Below are 15,015 nucleotides of genomic sequence, written 5' to 3'. Positions count from 1 at the left end.
TCACCGTTCCTCCCGATCACGGAGGGCGTCCCGCGCGAGGGGTTCGCCGACCCCCGCCCGGTGCGCGGCGCGTCCGACCAGCTGGGCGAGGACGGGCGCGGTGGCCAGCTGGAAGAGGACGACCAGGCCCAGCTTCAACGCCTCGGCGGCCGGCACCAGCACCGCCGTCCCCGCCGTCAGCAGCACCAGACCGAGGACCTGCACCTTCGTGGCCGCCTGCAGCCGTGCCGCGACATCCGGCAGGCGGACCAGCCCCACTGCGGCCAGGACGGCGAGCAGTCCCCCGCTCACGAGCAGGACCGACGCGACGATCTCCGTGGCGGTCACCGGGGGTCCTCCACGTCGAAGCGGAGCACCGACACGGTGCTGAGGAAGCCGACCAGGGCCACCACGACCAGCAGGACGACGTTGGCCGGCTCTCTCCGCCCGAGCGCTTCGACCAGGATGCCGCCGAGGAGGATGACGACGAACAGGTCCAGTGCGACCAGCCGGTCGTAGACCGAGGGTCCGCGCAGCAATCGGAACAGGGTCAGGAGCGCCGCGACCAGCAGCAGCCCCCCGGTGACGAACAGCACCGCGGTCACCGGCTCTCCTCCCGGTCGGCGCTCTGGTGCCCGACCGCCGCCAGCACGTCGTCCACCGCACGGGCGGCCGCCAGGCGAGCCACCGTGAGGTCCTGCTCCGAGCGGACGTCGAAGACGTAGACGTACAAGGTGTCCGAGGGGCGGTCGATGTCGACCACGAGCGTGCCCGGCACCAGGGACAGGCGGTTGGCCACCGTCGAGACCAGCAGGTCCGGATGCGGGTCGGTGGACGCGGGCAGCTTCAGCTCGATGATGGCCGAGCGGGTGGCCGGGCCACGGCGTACCACCGTCCACGCGACCTGCGCCGATGTGGTCACGACCTCGACCGCGAAACGCCCCAGTGCTCGCAGGGAGGGGCCGAGCCGGGGACGGGACGTCAGCCGGACGGCGGGGAGCCGGCAGAGCGCCAGGCACAGTGGCGCGACGACGAGGCCGGACAGCAGCACCGCCGGTGTCAGCACGCCCCACAGCAGCACCCACACCACGAACAGCCAGACGGTCAGCGCGATCCGGTCGGTCATGGCGCCGCTCCCTCCCCCAGGACGGCGGCCCGGTACCCCTCGCGGTCGACGAGGTCGTCCGCAGCCCGGCCGGCGTAGGCCGACAGCGGACCAGCGGCCGCGGCGAGGGCCACACCCGCCGTGACGGCCAGGGCAGCGGCGGTGGTCATGAGTCCCGAGGCGCGCCGGGTGGCCGTCGTCGTCCCCGACCCGCCGTCGGGCTCCTCCCGGGGCGACTCGCCCCAGAACGCCATGAGCCAGACCCGGCCCATCGCCGCGAGGGTGAGCAGGCTGGTCACCAGCGCGACGGCCGCGACCACCAGCACTCCTGCCGAGGCGCCACCGACCGCCGCCTGGAGCAGGCCGAGCTTGCCGATGAACCCGGCCAGCGGCGGGATGCCGCCGATGCTCAACGCCGGCACGAGGAACAGCACGGCGACCACCGGCGCACTCCGGGCGAGCCCACCAAGCTCGGACAGCGCGGTGCTGGCCCGTCGCCGTTCGGCCAGGCCGGCCACCAGGAACAGCGCCGACTGGACCGTGATGTGGTGGACGAAGTAGAGGATCGTGCCGGTGAGGCCGGCGACCGAGGACATCGCCAGGCCGAAGAGCATGAACCCGATGTGCGAGACCAGGGTGAACGACAGCACGCGGTTGAGGTCGTCCTGGACGAGGGCGCCCAGCACGCCGACCAGCATCGTGACCGCGGCCAGTACGAGCAGCAGCACCCAGGGCTCGTCCCGGGGGAACAGCAGCGTCTGGGTGCGGACGATCGCGTAGACGGCGACCTTGGTCAGCAGCGCCGCGAAGACCGCCGTGACGGGGGCGGGCGCGGCTGGGTAGCTGTCGGGCAGCCACCAGTGCAGGGGCACCATCGCCGCCTTGATCCCCAGCACGGTGAGCAGGATCAGGCCGAGGAACTCACGCAGGCCGGCGGGCAGCTGCTGCACGGCGTCGGCGAGCTGGGCGAGGTTGACCGTGCCGGTGAGGGCGTAGACCAGCCCGATGGTGGTCAGCAGCAGGATCGTCGCGGTGAGGCTGGTGCTGACGTAGATCATGCCGGCCCGCACCCGCTCGACCGTGGGTCCGAGTGTGGTCAGCACGTAGCTGGCCATAAGCATGACCTCGAACCCGACGAAGAGCGTGAACAGGTCGCCGGTGAGCAGCACCAGCGCGATGCCCGCCAGCAGCACCAGGTAGGTCGGGTGGAAGACCGAGGGGACGTTCTCGATGCGCTTCTCGGCGCTCCCCTGGCCGATCGCGTAGAGCATGACGGCCAGACACACGACCACGGCGACCAGCAGGGCCAGGGCCGAGAAGCGGTCGGCGACCAGGGTGATGCCCAGCGGTGGCGCGTGACCACCGGCGTGCAGGACCAGCCGGTCGGCTGCGTCGACGCGGAGGAGCAGCCAGACGGCGTCGAGCAGCACGGCGGTCAGCACGGCCAGGCCGAGCACCCGCTGTACCGCCGGGCGGGGGCTGAGAACGAGGGAGAGTGCCGCTCCGATCAGCGGCAGCACCACGGGGACTGACAGCAGCGTGGTGGTGCTCACCGGGTCTCCTCCATCGAGCCCCGGTCGTCGCCACCGGCGAGGGCGTCCTCCACGGCATCGGGCACGTCGTCGTCCCCGCGCAGCGTCACGCTCCGGTCGGCCAGCGCTAGCAGGAGCGCGGTGACCGCGAGGGTGATGACGACCGCCGTGACGGCCATGGCCTCCGGCAGTGGGTCCGCCGCCGCCTCCGGCGTCGTCTCCCCGGCGACGGGTGCGTGCCCCGCCGGCCCGCCCGCGACCAGCAGGACCAGGTTGGCCGCGTGCCCCCACAGGGCGAAGCCGAGGACGACGCGCAGGAGGCTGCGTTGCAGCAGGAGGTAGCTGCCACCGGCGAACAGGACGCCGACGAGCAACGACAGGGTCAGGTTGCCGGCGCTCACGTCGTCTCCTCGGCGTCTTCCTCGGAGGGCTCGTCGACCCCCAGCGTGCGGAGGACGTCGAGCGTGAGGCCGACGACGATCAGCGCGACCCCGAGCTCGAACACCAGCGCCGAGGGGATCTCCACGTGCCCGAGGAACCCCGCGTCCACGCTCCAGACCGCTCCGGCCAGCAGTTCCCCGGCGACCAGGACCCCCGTGCCCGCGTAGCCGGCCACGAGCAGGAGCCCGATGCCCAGGAGCAGTCCCGGAGGCAGCGGGGTGGCCGCGGTGAGCTCCTTGGGGCCGCCGGCGAGCCGGCGCAGCACCAGGCCGAGCCCGGCGACGAGGCCGGCGGCGAAGCCGCCGCCGGGGTGGTGGGTGCCCACGACCAGCAGGTAGACCGCCACCACGAGGATGCTCGGGTGGGCCAGCCGGGCGAGGACCTCCAGCTGCAGGGATCGCTCTCCGGCGTCCTGCCGGTCGGCGGCGGGGAGCAGGCGCGCGCGGGGCGCGGCCGCCGGCCGCCGATGGGCGTCGGTCATCGCGCGTCCTCCTTCTCCGCTTCCCGTTCCGCGCGGCCCGGCCGGTCGTGTCCGCCCCGCGGGGTGCCACGGAGCCGGCTCGTGACGAGCACCAGGCTCGCGACGCCGGTCGAGGCGATCGCGAGCACGGTGACCTCGCCCAGGGTGTCCAGCGCCCGGAACTCGCTGATGATCAGGTTGGTGACGTTCGGGCCGCCCTCGGCCGGCGCCTCGGCGAAGTAGCCCTCGGTGGAACGGGACGGCACGCGCCGGGCGCTGATGGTCAGCGTGGCCAGCGTCGCCAGCGCCCCGACCATGAGCGCGACGACGGCGCGCACCCCGCGCAGCACCTCCGGCGGATGCCGGACCTCCGCCGGCATCCGCCGGATGACCAGGACGAAGACCAGCAGGGTGACCGTCTCGACCAGCACCTGGGTCAGCGCGAGGTCCGGGGCGCCGTGCAGGAGGAACAGCAAGGCGACGGAGTAGCCGACCGCCGACAGGACGAGGACGGCGACGATCCGGCGGTGGATCCGGACCACCCCGACCACCGCGATGACGACGGCGACACCGATCAGCGCCTGCGCCGGGGTGTCCCAGGCCCGATACCGCTCCGGCAGCCCGACCTGGACCAGCAGCACACCCCCGGGGCCGAGGCACACCGCGAGCAGCACGACGAGCAGGTAGCCCGGCAGCGAGCCGACCTGGGTGCTCCGGGTGAGCCCTCCCGCCGCGGCGAGCACGCCACGCGCCACCCCGTCCTGCGCGCCCTCGGCGGACGGCACCGGCGGCACCGCTCCCCGAGCGGCATCGACACGGTCCCGCGCGAGGTGCAGCGCCGCCCCGGCCACCAGCGTGACCAGCGACAGGAACAGCGGCGGGGAGAACCCGTGCCACAGCGCCAGGTGGTAGCTGTGCTCCACCGGATAGGCGTCGGCGTGCCCGCTGGCGAGCGCGTCGACCACCGACGGCAGGAGACCGAGCACGACGCCGGCCGCGCCCAGCACCGCCGCCGGCGCGACGAAGGACAGGGGCGGCCGGCGCTCCAGACGCGGCTCGACGCCAGGCCGGTCGGCGAAGGCGCCCCACAGGAAGCGGAGGGTGTAGGCCACGGTGAGCACCGAACCGGCGACGATCCCCGCCAGCACCCAGCCGTGCCCGGTCCCGGGCTCGACGAACGCCTCGAAGGCGGCCTCCTTGCCCAGGTAGCCGATGGTCGGCGGCAACCCGGCCATCGACAGGCAGGCCAGCCCGGCGACCACGGCGAGGCCGGGAGCGCGCCGGCCGACGCCGGTCAGTTCACGCAGGTCCCGGGTGCCGGCCTCGTGGTCGATGATGCCGACGACCAGGAAGAGGGTCGCCTTGAACGCTGCGTGCGCGAGCAGCATCGCGGCGCCGGCCAGGGCCGCGGTGCGGGTCCCCGCACCGAGCAGGACCAGCAGGAACCCGAGCTGGGCGATCGTGCCGTAGGCCAGCAGCCGTTTCAGGTCGGTCTGGGCCAGCGCCCGCCAGCCGCCCAGGAGCATGGTGGCCACACCGACCGCCAGCACGATCGGTCGCCACGGCAGCACCTCGGCGAGGGCCGGGGCGAGCCGGGCGACCAGGTAGATGCCCGCCTTCACCATGGCCGCGGCGTGCAGGTAGGCGCTGACCGGGGTCGGCGCGACCATCGCCGCCGGGAGCCAGGGGTGGAACGGCACCTGGGCGGACTTGGCCAGCGCACCGACCAGCACGAGGACGACGGCGGTGGCGGCCTGCGCCCCGGTCGGGGGCGCGGCCACGATCTCCGAGAGGCGGTAGGTGCCCGCCGCGTCCCCGAGGAGCAGCAGCCCCAGCAGGAGCGCGAAGCCCGCGCCGGTGGTCACGAGCAGGGCGCGCAGCGCGGCCGACCGGTGCTCGCCGTCGCGACCCTCGTCCCCGATCAGCAGGAACGAGCAGACCGTCGTGAGCTCCCAGGCCACGTACAGGGCCAGCACGTTGTCGGCCAGGACCAGCGCGAGCATCGCGCCGGCGAACAGGACGAGGACGGCGGTGGTCCGGACCATCCCGTGCCGCCGGTCGGCGAAGTAGTGGACGCCGTAGAGGAGCACCAGCGTGCCGACGCCGGTGACGACGAGCCCCAGGAGCAGCGAGAGCCCGTCCAGGCGCAGCGGCACCTCGAGGTCGAGGGTCTCCGCCCAGGTCCAGTCGGACCGGCGGGGGCGCCCAGCGAGGACGTCCGGCGCGGCGGCGACGAGCCAGGCGAAGGACGCGGCCGGGGCGAGCGCCCCGACCAGCAGCGCCCGTGAGCCCACCCGCGGAGTCAGCGCCGCGGCGGCCGCGGCGAGGACGAGGTGTGCAAGGAGCAGAGCGGCCACGAGCGTCAGGGAGCCGCGATCCGGCGGCACCGGTCACTCGGGCGCATCGGGTCCTCCTCCAGATCGTGGCGTCCACCGGGTGCCCGAGCCGGCCCCCGCTCACACGTCGGTGCGCGCCGCTCCCCCGATGCCCGTCAGGCTGGACCAGTCGCCGACCTTCTCCGCCGGGATGACGCTGAGCGAACCGTCGCTCTCCAGGACCACCGCGGCGATCGCCGACAGGTCGCCGGAGCCGGTGGCGCGGACGGCCTGGCGGATCTCGTCCATCGTCACCCGCTGCTCCTTCAGCGCCGCGGTGATGGCGCAACCGTCCCGGAACAGCAGGGTCGGTCGCGCCGTCACGATCCCGCGCAGGCCCGGCCGTCGGACGGTCACCCAGGCCACCAGGAACTGCAGCATCGCCAGGACCACCAGAGCGAGCGCCCCCTCGGCCCAGCTGACATCGCTGTTGAGCAGGATCGTGGCCAGCGTCGAGCCGAGCGCGACCGTCACGACGAGGTCGAACGCGTTGAGCTTGGCCAGCGTCCGCTTGCCGGACGAGCGCAGCACCACCACCACGGTCAGGTAGGCGCTGGCCCCGACCGCGAGCACGCGGCCGAGGTCGGACCAGGAGTCGAACCACATGCTGCCCGGCTACCCCCACCGAACGGCGCGTAGTGGTGCCGCCCTGCTCATCGCAGAGCCGGCTCAGCGCAGGCGGACCGGCCCGGCGTCGATCGGCGTCCGGAACAAGACGTAGGGCTTGCGCCGCTGATCCTTCCCCCCGCGGTACTTGTCCTGCCGGTACAGCTGGTTGGCGGTCACGTAGAGGAACCCGTCGGCGGCGACGGACATGGTGTCGGGCCACAGCAGGCGAGGGTCGTGGACGACGGTCTCCCAGCTGCCGTCGGGCAGCCGGCGGTGGATCGCGTCGTGCTCGCCGTCGGTGACGTAGAGCCGCCCCTGGTCGTCGGTCTCCAGGCCGTCGCTGACGCAGCCCTTGTCGCCCTCGTCCCGGACGGTGGCCGCGACGGCGTCGTCGTCCTGGTTGCGGTCGACCAGGACGTCCACCGAGACGCTGTACCAGCGGCGCCCGGCCAGCGGGCAGTAGTACAGGCGGCTGCCGTCGGCGGCGATCGCGATGCCGTCGGCGCCCATCGTCACCGGCGAGGTCGCGCCGTCGGGCGAGCGCTCCAGGAACTCGATCCCCTCGACGACCATGCGCAGGTCCGGCGGCGTCGTCGCCTTGGTGCTCGGGTGCTCGTGCAGCCGCCGCCACGACCTCCCTGTGGCCAGGTCGACCACGATGATGCCGTTCGGCCCGGAGTCGGAGGAGTCGGTGATGAACGCCGTCCCGCCCTCCCCTCGGCGCAGGTCGAAGCGGACGTCGTTGAGGTAGGTGGTCGGCAGCGCGACGTCGGTCGGGATGAAGATGGTCTGCACGACCTCGTCGGAGGTCAGGTCGACGCAGACCAACTTCGGCCCGCCGTGCTCGGTGGGCTGGAACATCGGGCTGCCGGTGTCGAGCACCCACAACCGGTCGGCGGGGTCGACCACGACGCTCTGCACCGACACGAACCGCTCGGGGTCGGCGTCGCTGACGTTGTCGTTTTGCTGCTGGCTCGGGTAGGGCACCTCCTCGCCGTCGCGCAGCTCGCCGACGGTGAAGCCGACGTCGTCGCCCCACTTCGGGTAGCAGACGAACACCCGGCCGGTGTGCGACACCGTGACGCCGGTGGGCATCGCGCCGGTGAAGGTGTGGACGACCTCCAGCCCGCTGATGGTCTCGTGGACGGCCGGCTGCCCCGTCACGGGGCTGCCACGGCGACGCCGAAGGCGCGCGTGAAGTGCTGCGCCGCCTCGCGCTGGGCCTGCTCGGCCTCGTCCAGGACGGCGGCGGCGCCGAAGAACTCATGCATCACACCGGCGTAGTACCGGTGCGTGGTCGGCACTCCCGCGGCCTCCAGCTTGCGGGCGAACTCCTGCCCCTGGCTGCGCAGCACGTCCCGCTCGTCGGTGATCACCAGCGTCGGCGGCATCTGCGCCAGCTGCTCGGACGACCAGCCCAGCAGGTCCACGCGCGGATCCTTCGCCCCCTCCGGGACGCCCTGGAAGGCGTGCATCGCCATCCACGACAGCAGCGGGCGGTTCAGCGGGCGGCCGTCGGCGGCGTCGTCCATCGACTCGCCGAACTGCTCGCCGGTGGTCAGGGGGTAGACGCAGACCACGGCCGCCGGCAGCGGCTCGCCTGCCTCGGCCAGCTGCAGGACGGTCGCCGGCGCCATGTTCCCGCCCACGGACTCGCCGCCGATGCCGATCCGGCCGGGATCGCCGCCCAGCTCGGCGGCGTGCGCGACGGTCCACAGGTACGCGGTGAGGACGTCGTCGTGGGAGGCCGGGAACACCGCCTCGGGTGCCCGCCGGTAGTCGGGGCTGACCACGATTGCACCGGCCTTGTTCGCCAGACCGCGACACGAGGCGTCGTAGGTGTCGATGTCGAAGAGCACCCAGCCGCCGCCGTGGATCCACACGATGACCGGCAGCGGACCGGCCGGCGCCTGCGCCGGCGTGTAGATCCGCACCTTCATCTGCCCGTCGGCGCCGTCGGGGATCATCCGGTCCTCGACCGAGCCCACCGGCTCGGGTCCCTCGATGCCCTTGTCGGCCATGACCTTCTTGACGGCGTCGTCCGGGCCGGGCTGCTTGCGCGCCTGGTCGGGCTCGAGGATCTCGAAGGGCAGCGGTCCCAGTGAGGAGTGCGCGTCGGTGATCGCCTGCGCCTGCGGCGTGAGCAGGCCCGAGGGGTCGGTGGCCATCTCCTTCTGCTTGCCCGAGAGCAGGTCGCGCACCTGGTCCAGGGGCTTGGCGAGGAAGCCGGCGATGCGCTCGGCGATACCCTCGTCGGGGGCGTGCGGGTGCGGCCGGGTGGGCGCCTGGCGCTTCGCGGCGAGGAACTCCCTGCCCAGCTGCGCCATGCGCTCGGGCCCGGCCTTGCGCCGGAACTCCGGCAGCTCCTCGTCCTCCTCGTCGTGCACGTGGTGGCGGGTGACCTCCATCAGCTTGGTCAGCGCCTGCTCGAACTCGGCCTCGCCGGGCTCGGTCCGGCCGAGGGTGACGAGCAGTTCCTTGATCTGCTGGTGCTCGTGCTCGGCGTCGTCGTGCTCGTCGGTCATGCCGACCTCGGGCCAGATCGGGTAGAGCACGGTCTCCTCGGCGAAGGCGTGCAGCGCCAGCTCCAGTGAGATCTGGTCCACCAGCACCCGGCGGTTGCCGCGGCCGGCCTCCAGGTGCTGGAACTGCCGCTCGACGACGGCGTGGTCGTCGGCGATCAAGTGGTCGATGTCGCCGGGCTGGGTCGGGTAGGACAGCGCCACGGAGTGCTCCTCGCGGGTCGGGTCTGGGGACGGCCGGCACACACCTGGTCTCGGCGGCCGGTCCCTGCCTCAGCAGGTGGTCCGTCGTGCACCACCTACCCCTCGCCCCCGCAGGTACACGCCTGGATCGGTGCGTGTGCCAACCAGTCCTGGGTAGTCCCGGGGTCCGGCACCGGTCCTAATACGAGCCGCCGCTGCCGCGTCCGCGGTGTCCTCGCGCGCTCTCGTGCGTACACCGCTCCCCCACAGTTCCAGGAGGTCCACCCGTGAAGGCTGTCGTGTACCGCGGCCCAAAGAGCGTCGCCGTCGAGGAGGTGCCCGACCCGACGATCCAGGCGCCCACTGACGCCGTCGTCCGCATCACCACCACGAACATCTGCGGCTCAGACCTGCACATGTACGAGGGCCGCACCAGCGTGGAGGAGGGCAAGGTCCTCGGCCACGAGAACATGGGCATCGTCGAGGCCGTCGGTGACGCCGTCGACCGCATCAAGGTGGGCGACCGGGTCTCCGTCCCGTTCAACATCGCCTGCGGCACCTGCCGCAACTGCCAGACCGGCTGGACGTCGTTCTGCCTGCAAGCCAACCCCACCGAGGGGATGGACGGCGCCGCCTACGGCTACGCGAACATGGGCCCCTACGACGGCGGCCAGGCCGAGTACCTGCGCGTGCCGTGGGCCGACGTCAACCTGCTCAAGCTGCCCGAAGGCAGCGAGCACGAGAACGACTACACGATGCTGTCGGACATCTTCCCCACCGGCTGGCACGGCGTGGAGCTGTCCGGCTTCCAGCCCGGTGACCGGGTCGCCGTGTTCGGTGGCGGGCCGGTCGGCCTGATGGCTGCACACAGCGCGATGCTGCGCGGCGCCTCCCACGTCTTCGTGGTCGACAAGGAGACCGACCGGCTGGCCCTGGCCGAGAAGTTCGGCGCCACCCCGATCGACTTCTCGGCGCACGACCCGGTCGAGCAGCTCATGGACGCCACCGGCGGCCGCGGCGTCGACCGCGGCGTCGAGGCGGTCGGCTACCAGGCCCACGACCCCTCCGGCCAGGAGCACCCCGAGCTGGTGCTGGACAACCTCGCGCAGGTCGTCCGGTCGACCGGCGGCATCGGCGTCGTCGGCGTCTACATGCCACAGGACCCCGGCGCCGCGACCGACCTGGCCAAGGAGGGCCGGATCCCCTGGCAGTACGGCACCTTCTTCACGAAAGGTCAGTCCATGGGCACCGGCCAGGCGCCGGTCAAGCGGTACAACCGCCAGCTGCGCGACCTGATCACCAGCGGCCGGGCGACGCCGTCGTGGATCGTCAGCCACGAGCTGCGGCTGGACGAAGCCGTCGACGGCTACCGCCACTTCGACGACCGGGACGAGGGCTGGACCAAGGTCCTGCTGCACCCCGACCGCGCCTCCTGACCACCGTGATCCGGATATGCGGGGCCTGCTCAGGCGAGCAGGCCCCGCACCTCCCGAGCGATCTGGACATCCTCCCGGCCGTAGGAGGTGGTCACCGGCTCAGCGTGGGACCGAGCTCGGCGCCGGTCTGCCCTGCCCACGGGGGGTGAGGTCAGCCCGGGTCCCCCAGTGCTCCGGCCCCTCACCCGCTGCAGATCACCGGGTCCGCTCGAGGAGACGGCGCGCCGTGCCAGTCGCGAGGAAGGCGCGACACGCGATCTACACCCTCCAGAGCCCTCATCCTGATCTCGTACGCGGCGGCGAGGTCGGTGATCGCCTTGATGCGGTTGCAGGAAATAGCGGGCTGCCCGGCCCTTCCCCCGGGACCGGCGTACCCCGTGGACCGCGGGGTAGGACGACGACGGGCGCGGAGAAGCAGCGCCGTGCTCGTGGGGTAGGGAGTCCCCGGTGGAGGAGGTCCGCACATGTGGGTCTGGATCACGGTCGCGGTGGTCGTCATCGCACTGGTGTTCGCAGTGTGGGTGGCCAACGCATACCGCCTGGCCAAGAAGAACAAGAGCCTGATCCGGAGGAGCACCGGTTCCATCGCGCCAGGGCACGCGGAGAGTGGTCGGACGGGACATGGCGAACAGGGCCTCTAGTTCTCTTGAGTCTCCCGGCGCAGCACCCGTTCGGACCGCTGACCACGGGCTATGAACCGGACGGATCCGCATCGGCTTGGAGGACATGCTGGCCGGCGGAAGGTCTGCGGGCCGTCGATCAGTCGGCATGGCCCCACCTCCGAGTGCCGTCCCAGCGAGGGGCGGAGGGTGGCCGCCGGCGCGAAGCCCAGGCCGGGACCCGGGCCGCCATCCCCGCACAGTCGTGGCGGTTGCTCACTGATCTGGCGGGTAGCGGGGCCTTGTCCGCGATCCACTTCGCGAGGTGTCCGACCGCAAGGGCCTGCTCAGCAGCGGCGGGCCTCCTCGAAGACTCCCCCAGGAGGCACCGCATGAAGGCTGTCGTGTGGCACGGCGTCGGGGACATCCGGCTCGACGACGTCCCCGACCCGACCATCCAGGACCCGACGGACGCGATCGTGGAGATCACCGCGAGCGCGATCTGCGGCACCGACCTGCACTTCGTGCGCGGCACGATGGCCGGCATGGTCGAGGGAACGATCCTCGGGCACGAGGCGGTGGGCGTCGTCCGCGAGGTGGGCCCCAATGTGCGGAACCTGCGGCCGGGCGACCGTGTCGTCATCCCCTCCACCGTCGCCTGCGGCACCTGCTCGTACTGCCGGGCCGGGTACTACGCCCAGTGCGACAACGCCAACCCCAACGGGCCCGGCGCAGGGACGTGCTTCTTCGGGGGACCGCAGACCACCGGCCCCGTCGACGGTCTGCAGGCGCAGTACGCCCGCATCCCGTACGCGAACGTCGGCCCCGTCTGGGTGCCCGAGGAGGTCGGCGACGACGCGGCGATCATGCTGTCCGACATCTACCCGACCGCCTGGTTCGGCGCCCGGCTGGCCGAGGTCGGCGACGGCGACACCGTGCTGGTGCTCGGCGCCGGACCGGTCGGGCAGTTCGCCGTCACGAGCGCCTTCCAGCAGGGGGCCGGGCGCGTCCTCGTGGTCGACGGCATCGGCAGCCGGCTGGACCAGGCGCGAGCACGCGGAGCGGAGGCGATCGACTTCAACGCCGAGAACCCGGTGGCCGTCGTCAAAGAGCTCACCGGTGGCATCGGCGTCGACCGGGTGATCGACGCGGTCGGCGTCGACGCGCAGCGGCCGAAGAGCGGGCCGGCTGCCGAGGCCGCCGAACAGCAGGCGGAGCAGTTCGACCAGGAGCGGTCGCAGGTAGCCCCGGAGCAGGCCCCGCAGGGCGACACCTGGGTGCCGGGCGACGCGCCCAGCCAGTCGCTGCAGTGGGCCGTGGAGGCCGTCGCCAAGGCCGGCAGCATCGGGATCATCGGCGTCTACCCGCCGCAGATGACGAGCTTCCCCACCGGTGCGGCGATGAACAAGAACCTCACCGTGAAGATGGGCAACTGCAACCACCGCCGCTACATCCCGCACCTGCTCGACCTGGTCCGCACCGGCGCCATCGACCCCTCCACGGTCCTCACCCAGGTCGGCGACATGCCCTCGGTGCTCGACGCCTACGAGACCTTCGACCAGCGGCAGACCGGCTGGACGAAGGTCGCCCTCGATCCCTCGTCCTGACGACGTCCTGCCGACGGGAAGGGCGCGCGGTCGCCCGCGCAGTCCCTCCCCCAGCGATGCCCGGGCCAGGCGCGAGGCCGGCACCGTATGACGGCACAACCCGGCGGCCCGACCGCCTCGAGGAGGCACCACATGAACGTCGACAGATCCCACGTCGTCCAGGCGTTGCACGCCGGCGGCCGACCCGACCAGGCACGGAGAGCCGAGGAGGAACTCGACGTGGAGGTCGACACGGTGCGCGACGCCGACCGTCTCCGCGACCTCGGCATCGACCCAGACAGTCGGGCACAGGGCGGCGGGCTCGCCGTGCGCTGACCGGCGCCAGCGCTCGACTCCACCACCACACCAGGAGGTGTCCATGGCCGCCCACGCCGGAGAGAAGGCGCAGAAGACCGGCGACTTCTACTGCGCCCACTGCAGCGAAAAGGTCCACGTGACCCAGGGGCACGAGATCCCGCCGTGCCCCAACGGCCACGCGACCTTCGAGACCCGCCGCAACGAGCCGGGGAACAAGAGCTGATCGGCCCGGCGTCACCGCGCGCGGCGACGTTCACCTCGCCGCTCGGGCGTCGTCCGGGGAAGGTGCGCCGGGTGCGTGCCGCGACGTCACGCGGGAGGGCGCGACCATGACCGTCGACGTCACCCCCGGACCTTGGCCGGCCACACCACTCGGCCACCTGCGCCGGGTACGGCTGGAACACGCGCGGCGCGACCTGCAAGGCGAGCTCCCAGGACAGACCCTGCGGGACTGAGTGCATGAAGGCACTAAAGGCACACGGAAGGCACGACTGCCGCCTGATTCGGCGCTGAGCAGCAAGGATGGGGTCTGAGGTCCCAAGCCTTCCAAGCTGGCCATGCCGGTTCGATCCCGGTCACCCGCTCCACGCTCCGACCAGCTCGACTGCCCGTTCGGCAGCTCAGCGCGGCAGCGCTCCTCCTTCCCCGCCTCAACGGCTCTGGTGACCACCGAACACCGGTACGGAACGGTGCTCAAGGGCACGGTGGGCGAGGACGACGGGCGACGATCGGTTGCCCGCCTCCGCGGCCGCCATCGGGGCACCTGACCAGGTCGGACAGACGACATGACGCGCTACGTGCCACGGCGGGCCTCGGGGCTGCCTCCGGGGCAACGCCTGCTGCAGGAGATGCCCCGCTCCACCGACCGGCCGCAGCTGCTCATCGCGGCGGCAGGACCGGTAGCCGGCGAGCACCATGGAGACGTGCCCGAGGGAGACAGCGTCTGGAAGGCCGCCCGGCGAATGCGCGGGCACCTCGTCGGCCGCGTCGTGGTGAGCAGCGACTTCCGCGTTCCGCAGCTCGCCACGGCCGACCTGGCCGGCCGCACGATCACCGCGTTCGACTCCGTCGGCAAGCACATGCTCACCCGCTTCAGCGGCGGCCTGACGTTGCACACCCACTTCAAGATGGACGGCGCCTGGCAGGTGGTCGGCCCGGGCAAGCGCCTGCCGCGCACCTTCGACGACGAGATCCGGCTGGTCCTGCGCACCGACGGCCCGACGGCGTACGCGCTGCGCATGCCGGTGCTCGAGCTCGTCGAGACCGCGCGCGAGGACGAGGTCGTGGGCCACCTCGGGCCCGACCTGCTCGGGCCCTCGTGGGACGAGGACGTCGCCGTCGAGCGACTGCTGCGCGATCCCGAGCGGCCGCTCGTCGAGGCGCTCCTGGACCAGAAGAACCTCGCCGGCATCGGCAACCTCTGGGCCGTGGAGACCTGCTACCTCCGCGGCCACTCCCCCTGGACGCCCGTGCGCGAGGTCGACCTCCGTGCCACGGTCCGCCTGGCCCGACGGATGATGCAGCACTCGCTCGACCACCCCGGTCAGGTCACCACCGGCAACACCCGCCGAGGCCAGACCCACTGGGTGTACGGCCGGGCCGAGCGCCCGTGCCGCCGGTGCGGCACGCCGGTCGCCTTCCGCGATTCGGTCACCGGGCAGCCCTACTCCCGCGAGACCTGGTGGTGCCCGCACTGCCAGCCCGGGCCCTTTCCGTCCCTGGCCGAGCGCCCCACCCGACCCGGACTGCGACGCGGTGTGAACGAGGAGTCCTTCGGCTCGCGCGGCCGGCGGCTGCGCGGCGAGGCCGGGTACGCGCGACGCCCCCTCCGGTGAGGGGGCCGGCATCAGACCGCCTGCGGCCGGCCGCG

The 15,015-nt window shown here is 72.6% G+C and carries 16 protein-coding genes; 6 read left to right on the top strand and 10 right to left on the bottom strand.

All coding sequences use genetic code 11. The annotated features are described in order from the left end of the window. The 10 genes from mnhG to DQ239_RS07845 all read right to left on the bottom strand — a co-directional run bounded on the left by mnhG (position 1) and on the right by DQ239_RS07845 (position 9,227). Entirely contained in the window at positions 1-327 is a 327-nt protein-coding gene (gene mnhG, locus DQ239_RS07890) for a monovalent cation/H(+) antiporter subunit G (RefSeq protein WP_199582764.1), read from the bottom strand. Continuing rightward, complete coding sequence (locus DQ239_RS07885; protein WP_113833869.1) at positions 324-584, bottom strand: monovalent cation/H+ antiporter complex subunit F; 261 nt, start codon at positions 582-584, stop codon at positions 324-326. Before DQ239_RS07885 ends, mnhG begins: the two co-directional genes overlap by 4 nt. Continuing rightward, positions 581-1,105 (bottom strand): Na+/H+ antiporter subunit E, encoded by a 525-nt coding sequence (locus DQ239_RS07880; RefSeq protein WP_113833868.1) that lies wholly within the window; start codon positions 1,103-1,105, stop codon positions 581-583. The genes DQ239_RS07885 and DQ239_RS07880 overlap by 4 nt, the downstream gene beginning before the upstream one ends. Beyond that, complete coding sequence (locus DQ239_RS07875) at positions 1,102-2,637, bottom strand: Na+/H+ antiporter subunit D (RefSeq protein WP_233488903.1); 1,536 nt, start codon at positions 2,635-2,637, stop codon at positions 1,102-1,104. Before DQ239_RS07875 ends, DQ239_RS07880 begins: the two co-directional genes overlap by 4 nt. Beyond that, complete coding sequence (locus DQ239_RS07870) at positions 2,634-3,017, bottom strand: NADH-quinone oxidoreductase subunit K (protein WP_113833867.1); 384 nt, start codon at positions 3,015-3,017, stop codon at positions 2,634-2,636. Before DQ239_RS07870 ends, DQ239_RS07875 begins: the two co-directional genes overlap by 4 nt. Further along, positions 3,014-3,538 carry an MnhB domain-containing protein gene (locus tag DQ239_RS07865; protein WP_113833866.1) on the bottom strand — a complete coding sequence of 175 codons (525 nt, stop codon included), beginning with the start codon at positions 3,536-3,538 and terminating at the stop codon, positions 3,014-3,016. The genes DQ239_RS07870 and DQ239_RS07865 overlap by 4 nt, the downstream gene beginning before the upstream one ends. Further along, a complete protein-coding gene (gene mbhE / locus DQ239_RS07860; protein WP_113834038.1) occupies positions 3,535-5,874 on the bottom strand; it encodes a hydrogen gas-evolving membrane-bound hydrogenase subunit E in 2,340 nt (779 codons plus the stop codon). The genes DQ239_RS07865 and mbhE overlap by 4 nt, the downstream gene beginning before the upstream one ends. A gap of 99 nt (positions 5,875-5,973) precedes the next feature. Further along, positions 5,974-6,498: a YetF domain-containing protein gene (locus tag DQ239_RS07855; RefSeq protein WP_113833865.1), complete on the bottom strand. Its 525-nt coding sequence runs from the start codon at positions 6,496-6,498 to the stop codon at positions 5,974-5,976. A gap of 63 nt (positions 6,499-6,561) precedes the next feature. Further along, positions 6,562-7,665: a major royal jelly family protein gene (locus tag DQ239_RS07850; protein ID WP_233488901.1), complete on the bottom strand. Its 1,104-nt coding sequence runs from the start codon at positions 7,663-7,665 to the stop codon at positions 6,562-6,564. Then, the gene (locus DQ239_RS07845; RefSeq protein WP_113833864.1) at positions 7,662-9,227 is read right to left on the bottom strand and encodes an alpha/beta hydrolase fold domain-containing protein; all 1,566 of its coding nucleotides are present in this window, start codon (positions 9,225-9,227) and stop codon (positions 7,662-7,664) included. The genes DQ239_RS07850 and DQ239_RS07845 overlap by 4 nt, the downstream gene beginning before the upstream one ends. Before the next feature lie 266 nt (positions 9,228-9,493). Here DQ239_RS07845 and DQ239_RS07840 point away from each other — a divergent pair, with 266 nt between their 5' ends. The 6 genes from DQ239_RS07840 (at position 9,494) to DQ239_RS07820 (ending at position 14,980) form a co-directional block, all read left to right on the top strand. Next, positions 9,494-10,642 carry a glutathione-independent formaldehyde dehydrogenase gene (locus DQ239_RS07840; RefSeq protein ID WP_113833863.1) on the top strand — a complete coding sequence of 383 codons (1,149 nt, stop codon included), beginning with the start codon at positions 9,494-9,496 and terminating at the stop codon, positions 10,640-10,642. Between the two features lie 464 nt (positions 10,643-11,106). Beyond that, positions 11,107-11,283, top strand: coding sequence for a hypothetical protein (locus DQ239_RS20295; protein ID WP_158544799.1), 177 nt, complete (start codon positions 11,107-11,109; stop codon positions 11,281-11,283). A gap of 350 nt (positions 11,284-11,633) precedes the next feature. Next, complete coding sequence (locus DQ239_RS07835) at positions 11,634-12,848, top strand: zinc-dependent alcohol dehydrogenase (RefSeq protein ID WP_113833862.1); 1,215 nt, start codon at positions 11,634-11,636, stop codon at positions 12,846-12,848. A 132-nt stretch (positions 12,849-12,980) separates the two neighbouring features. Beyond that, entirely contained in the window at positions 12,981-13,163 is a 183-nt protein-coding gene (locus DQ239_RS07830) for a hypothetical protein (RefSeq protein ID WP_113833861.1), read from the top strand. A gap of 43 nt (positions 13,164-13,206) precedes the next feature. Then, on the top strand, positions 13,207-13,368 hold the full coding sequence (locus DQ239_RS07825; protein WP_113833860.1) for an alpha helical protein: 162 nt from the start codon (positions 13,207-13,209) through the stop codon (positions 13,366-13,368). 700 nt (positions 13,369-14,068) lie between these two features. Next, positions 14,069-14,980 carry a DNA-formamidopyrimidine glycosylase family protein gene (locus DQ239_RS07820; protein ID WP_113834036.1) on the top strand — a complete coding sequence of 304 codons (912 nt, stop codon included), beginning with the start codon at positions 14,069-14,071 and terminating at the stop codon, positions 14,978-14,980. The last annotated feature ends 35 nt before the right edge of the window (positions 14,981-15,015 follow it).

Origin of the sequence: Blastococcus sp. TF02-09 (genome assembly GCF_003319105.1) — a bacterium.
In the GTDB taxonomy this organism is placed as follows: domain Bacteria; phylum Actinomycetota; class Actinomycetes; order Mycobacteriales; family Geodermatophilaceae; genus Blastococcus.
The sequence above is the reverse complement of the archived record's forward strand: the minus strand, read 5'-3'. Positions and strand labels throughout refer to the sequence as shown.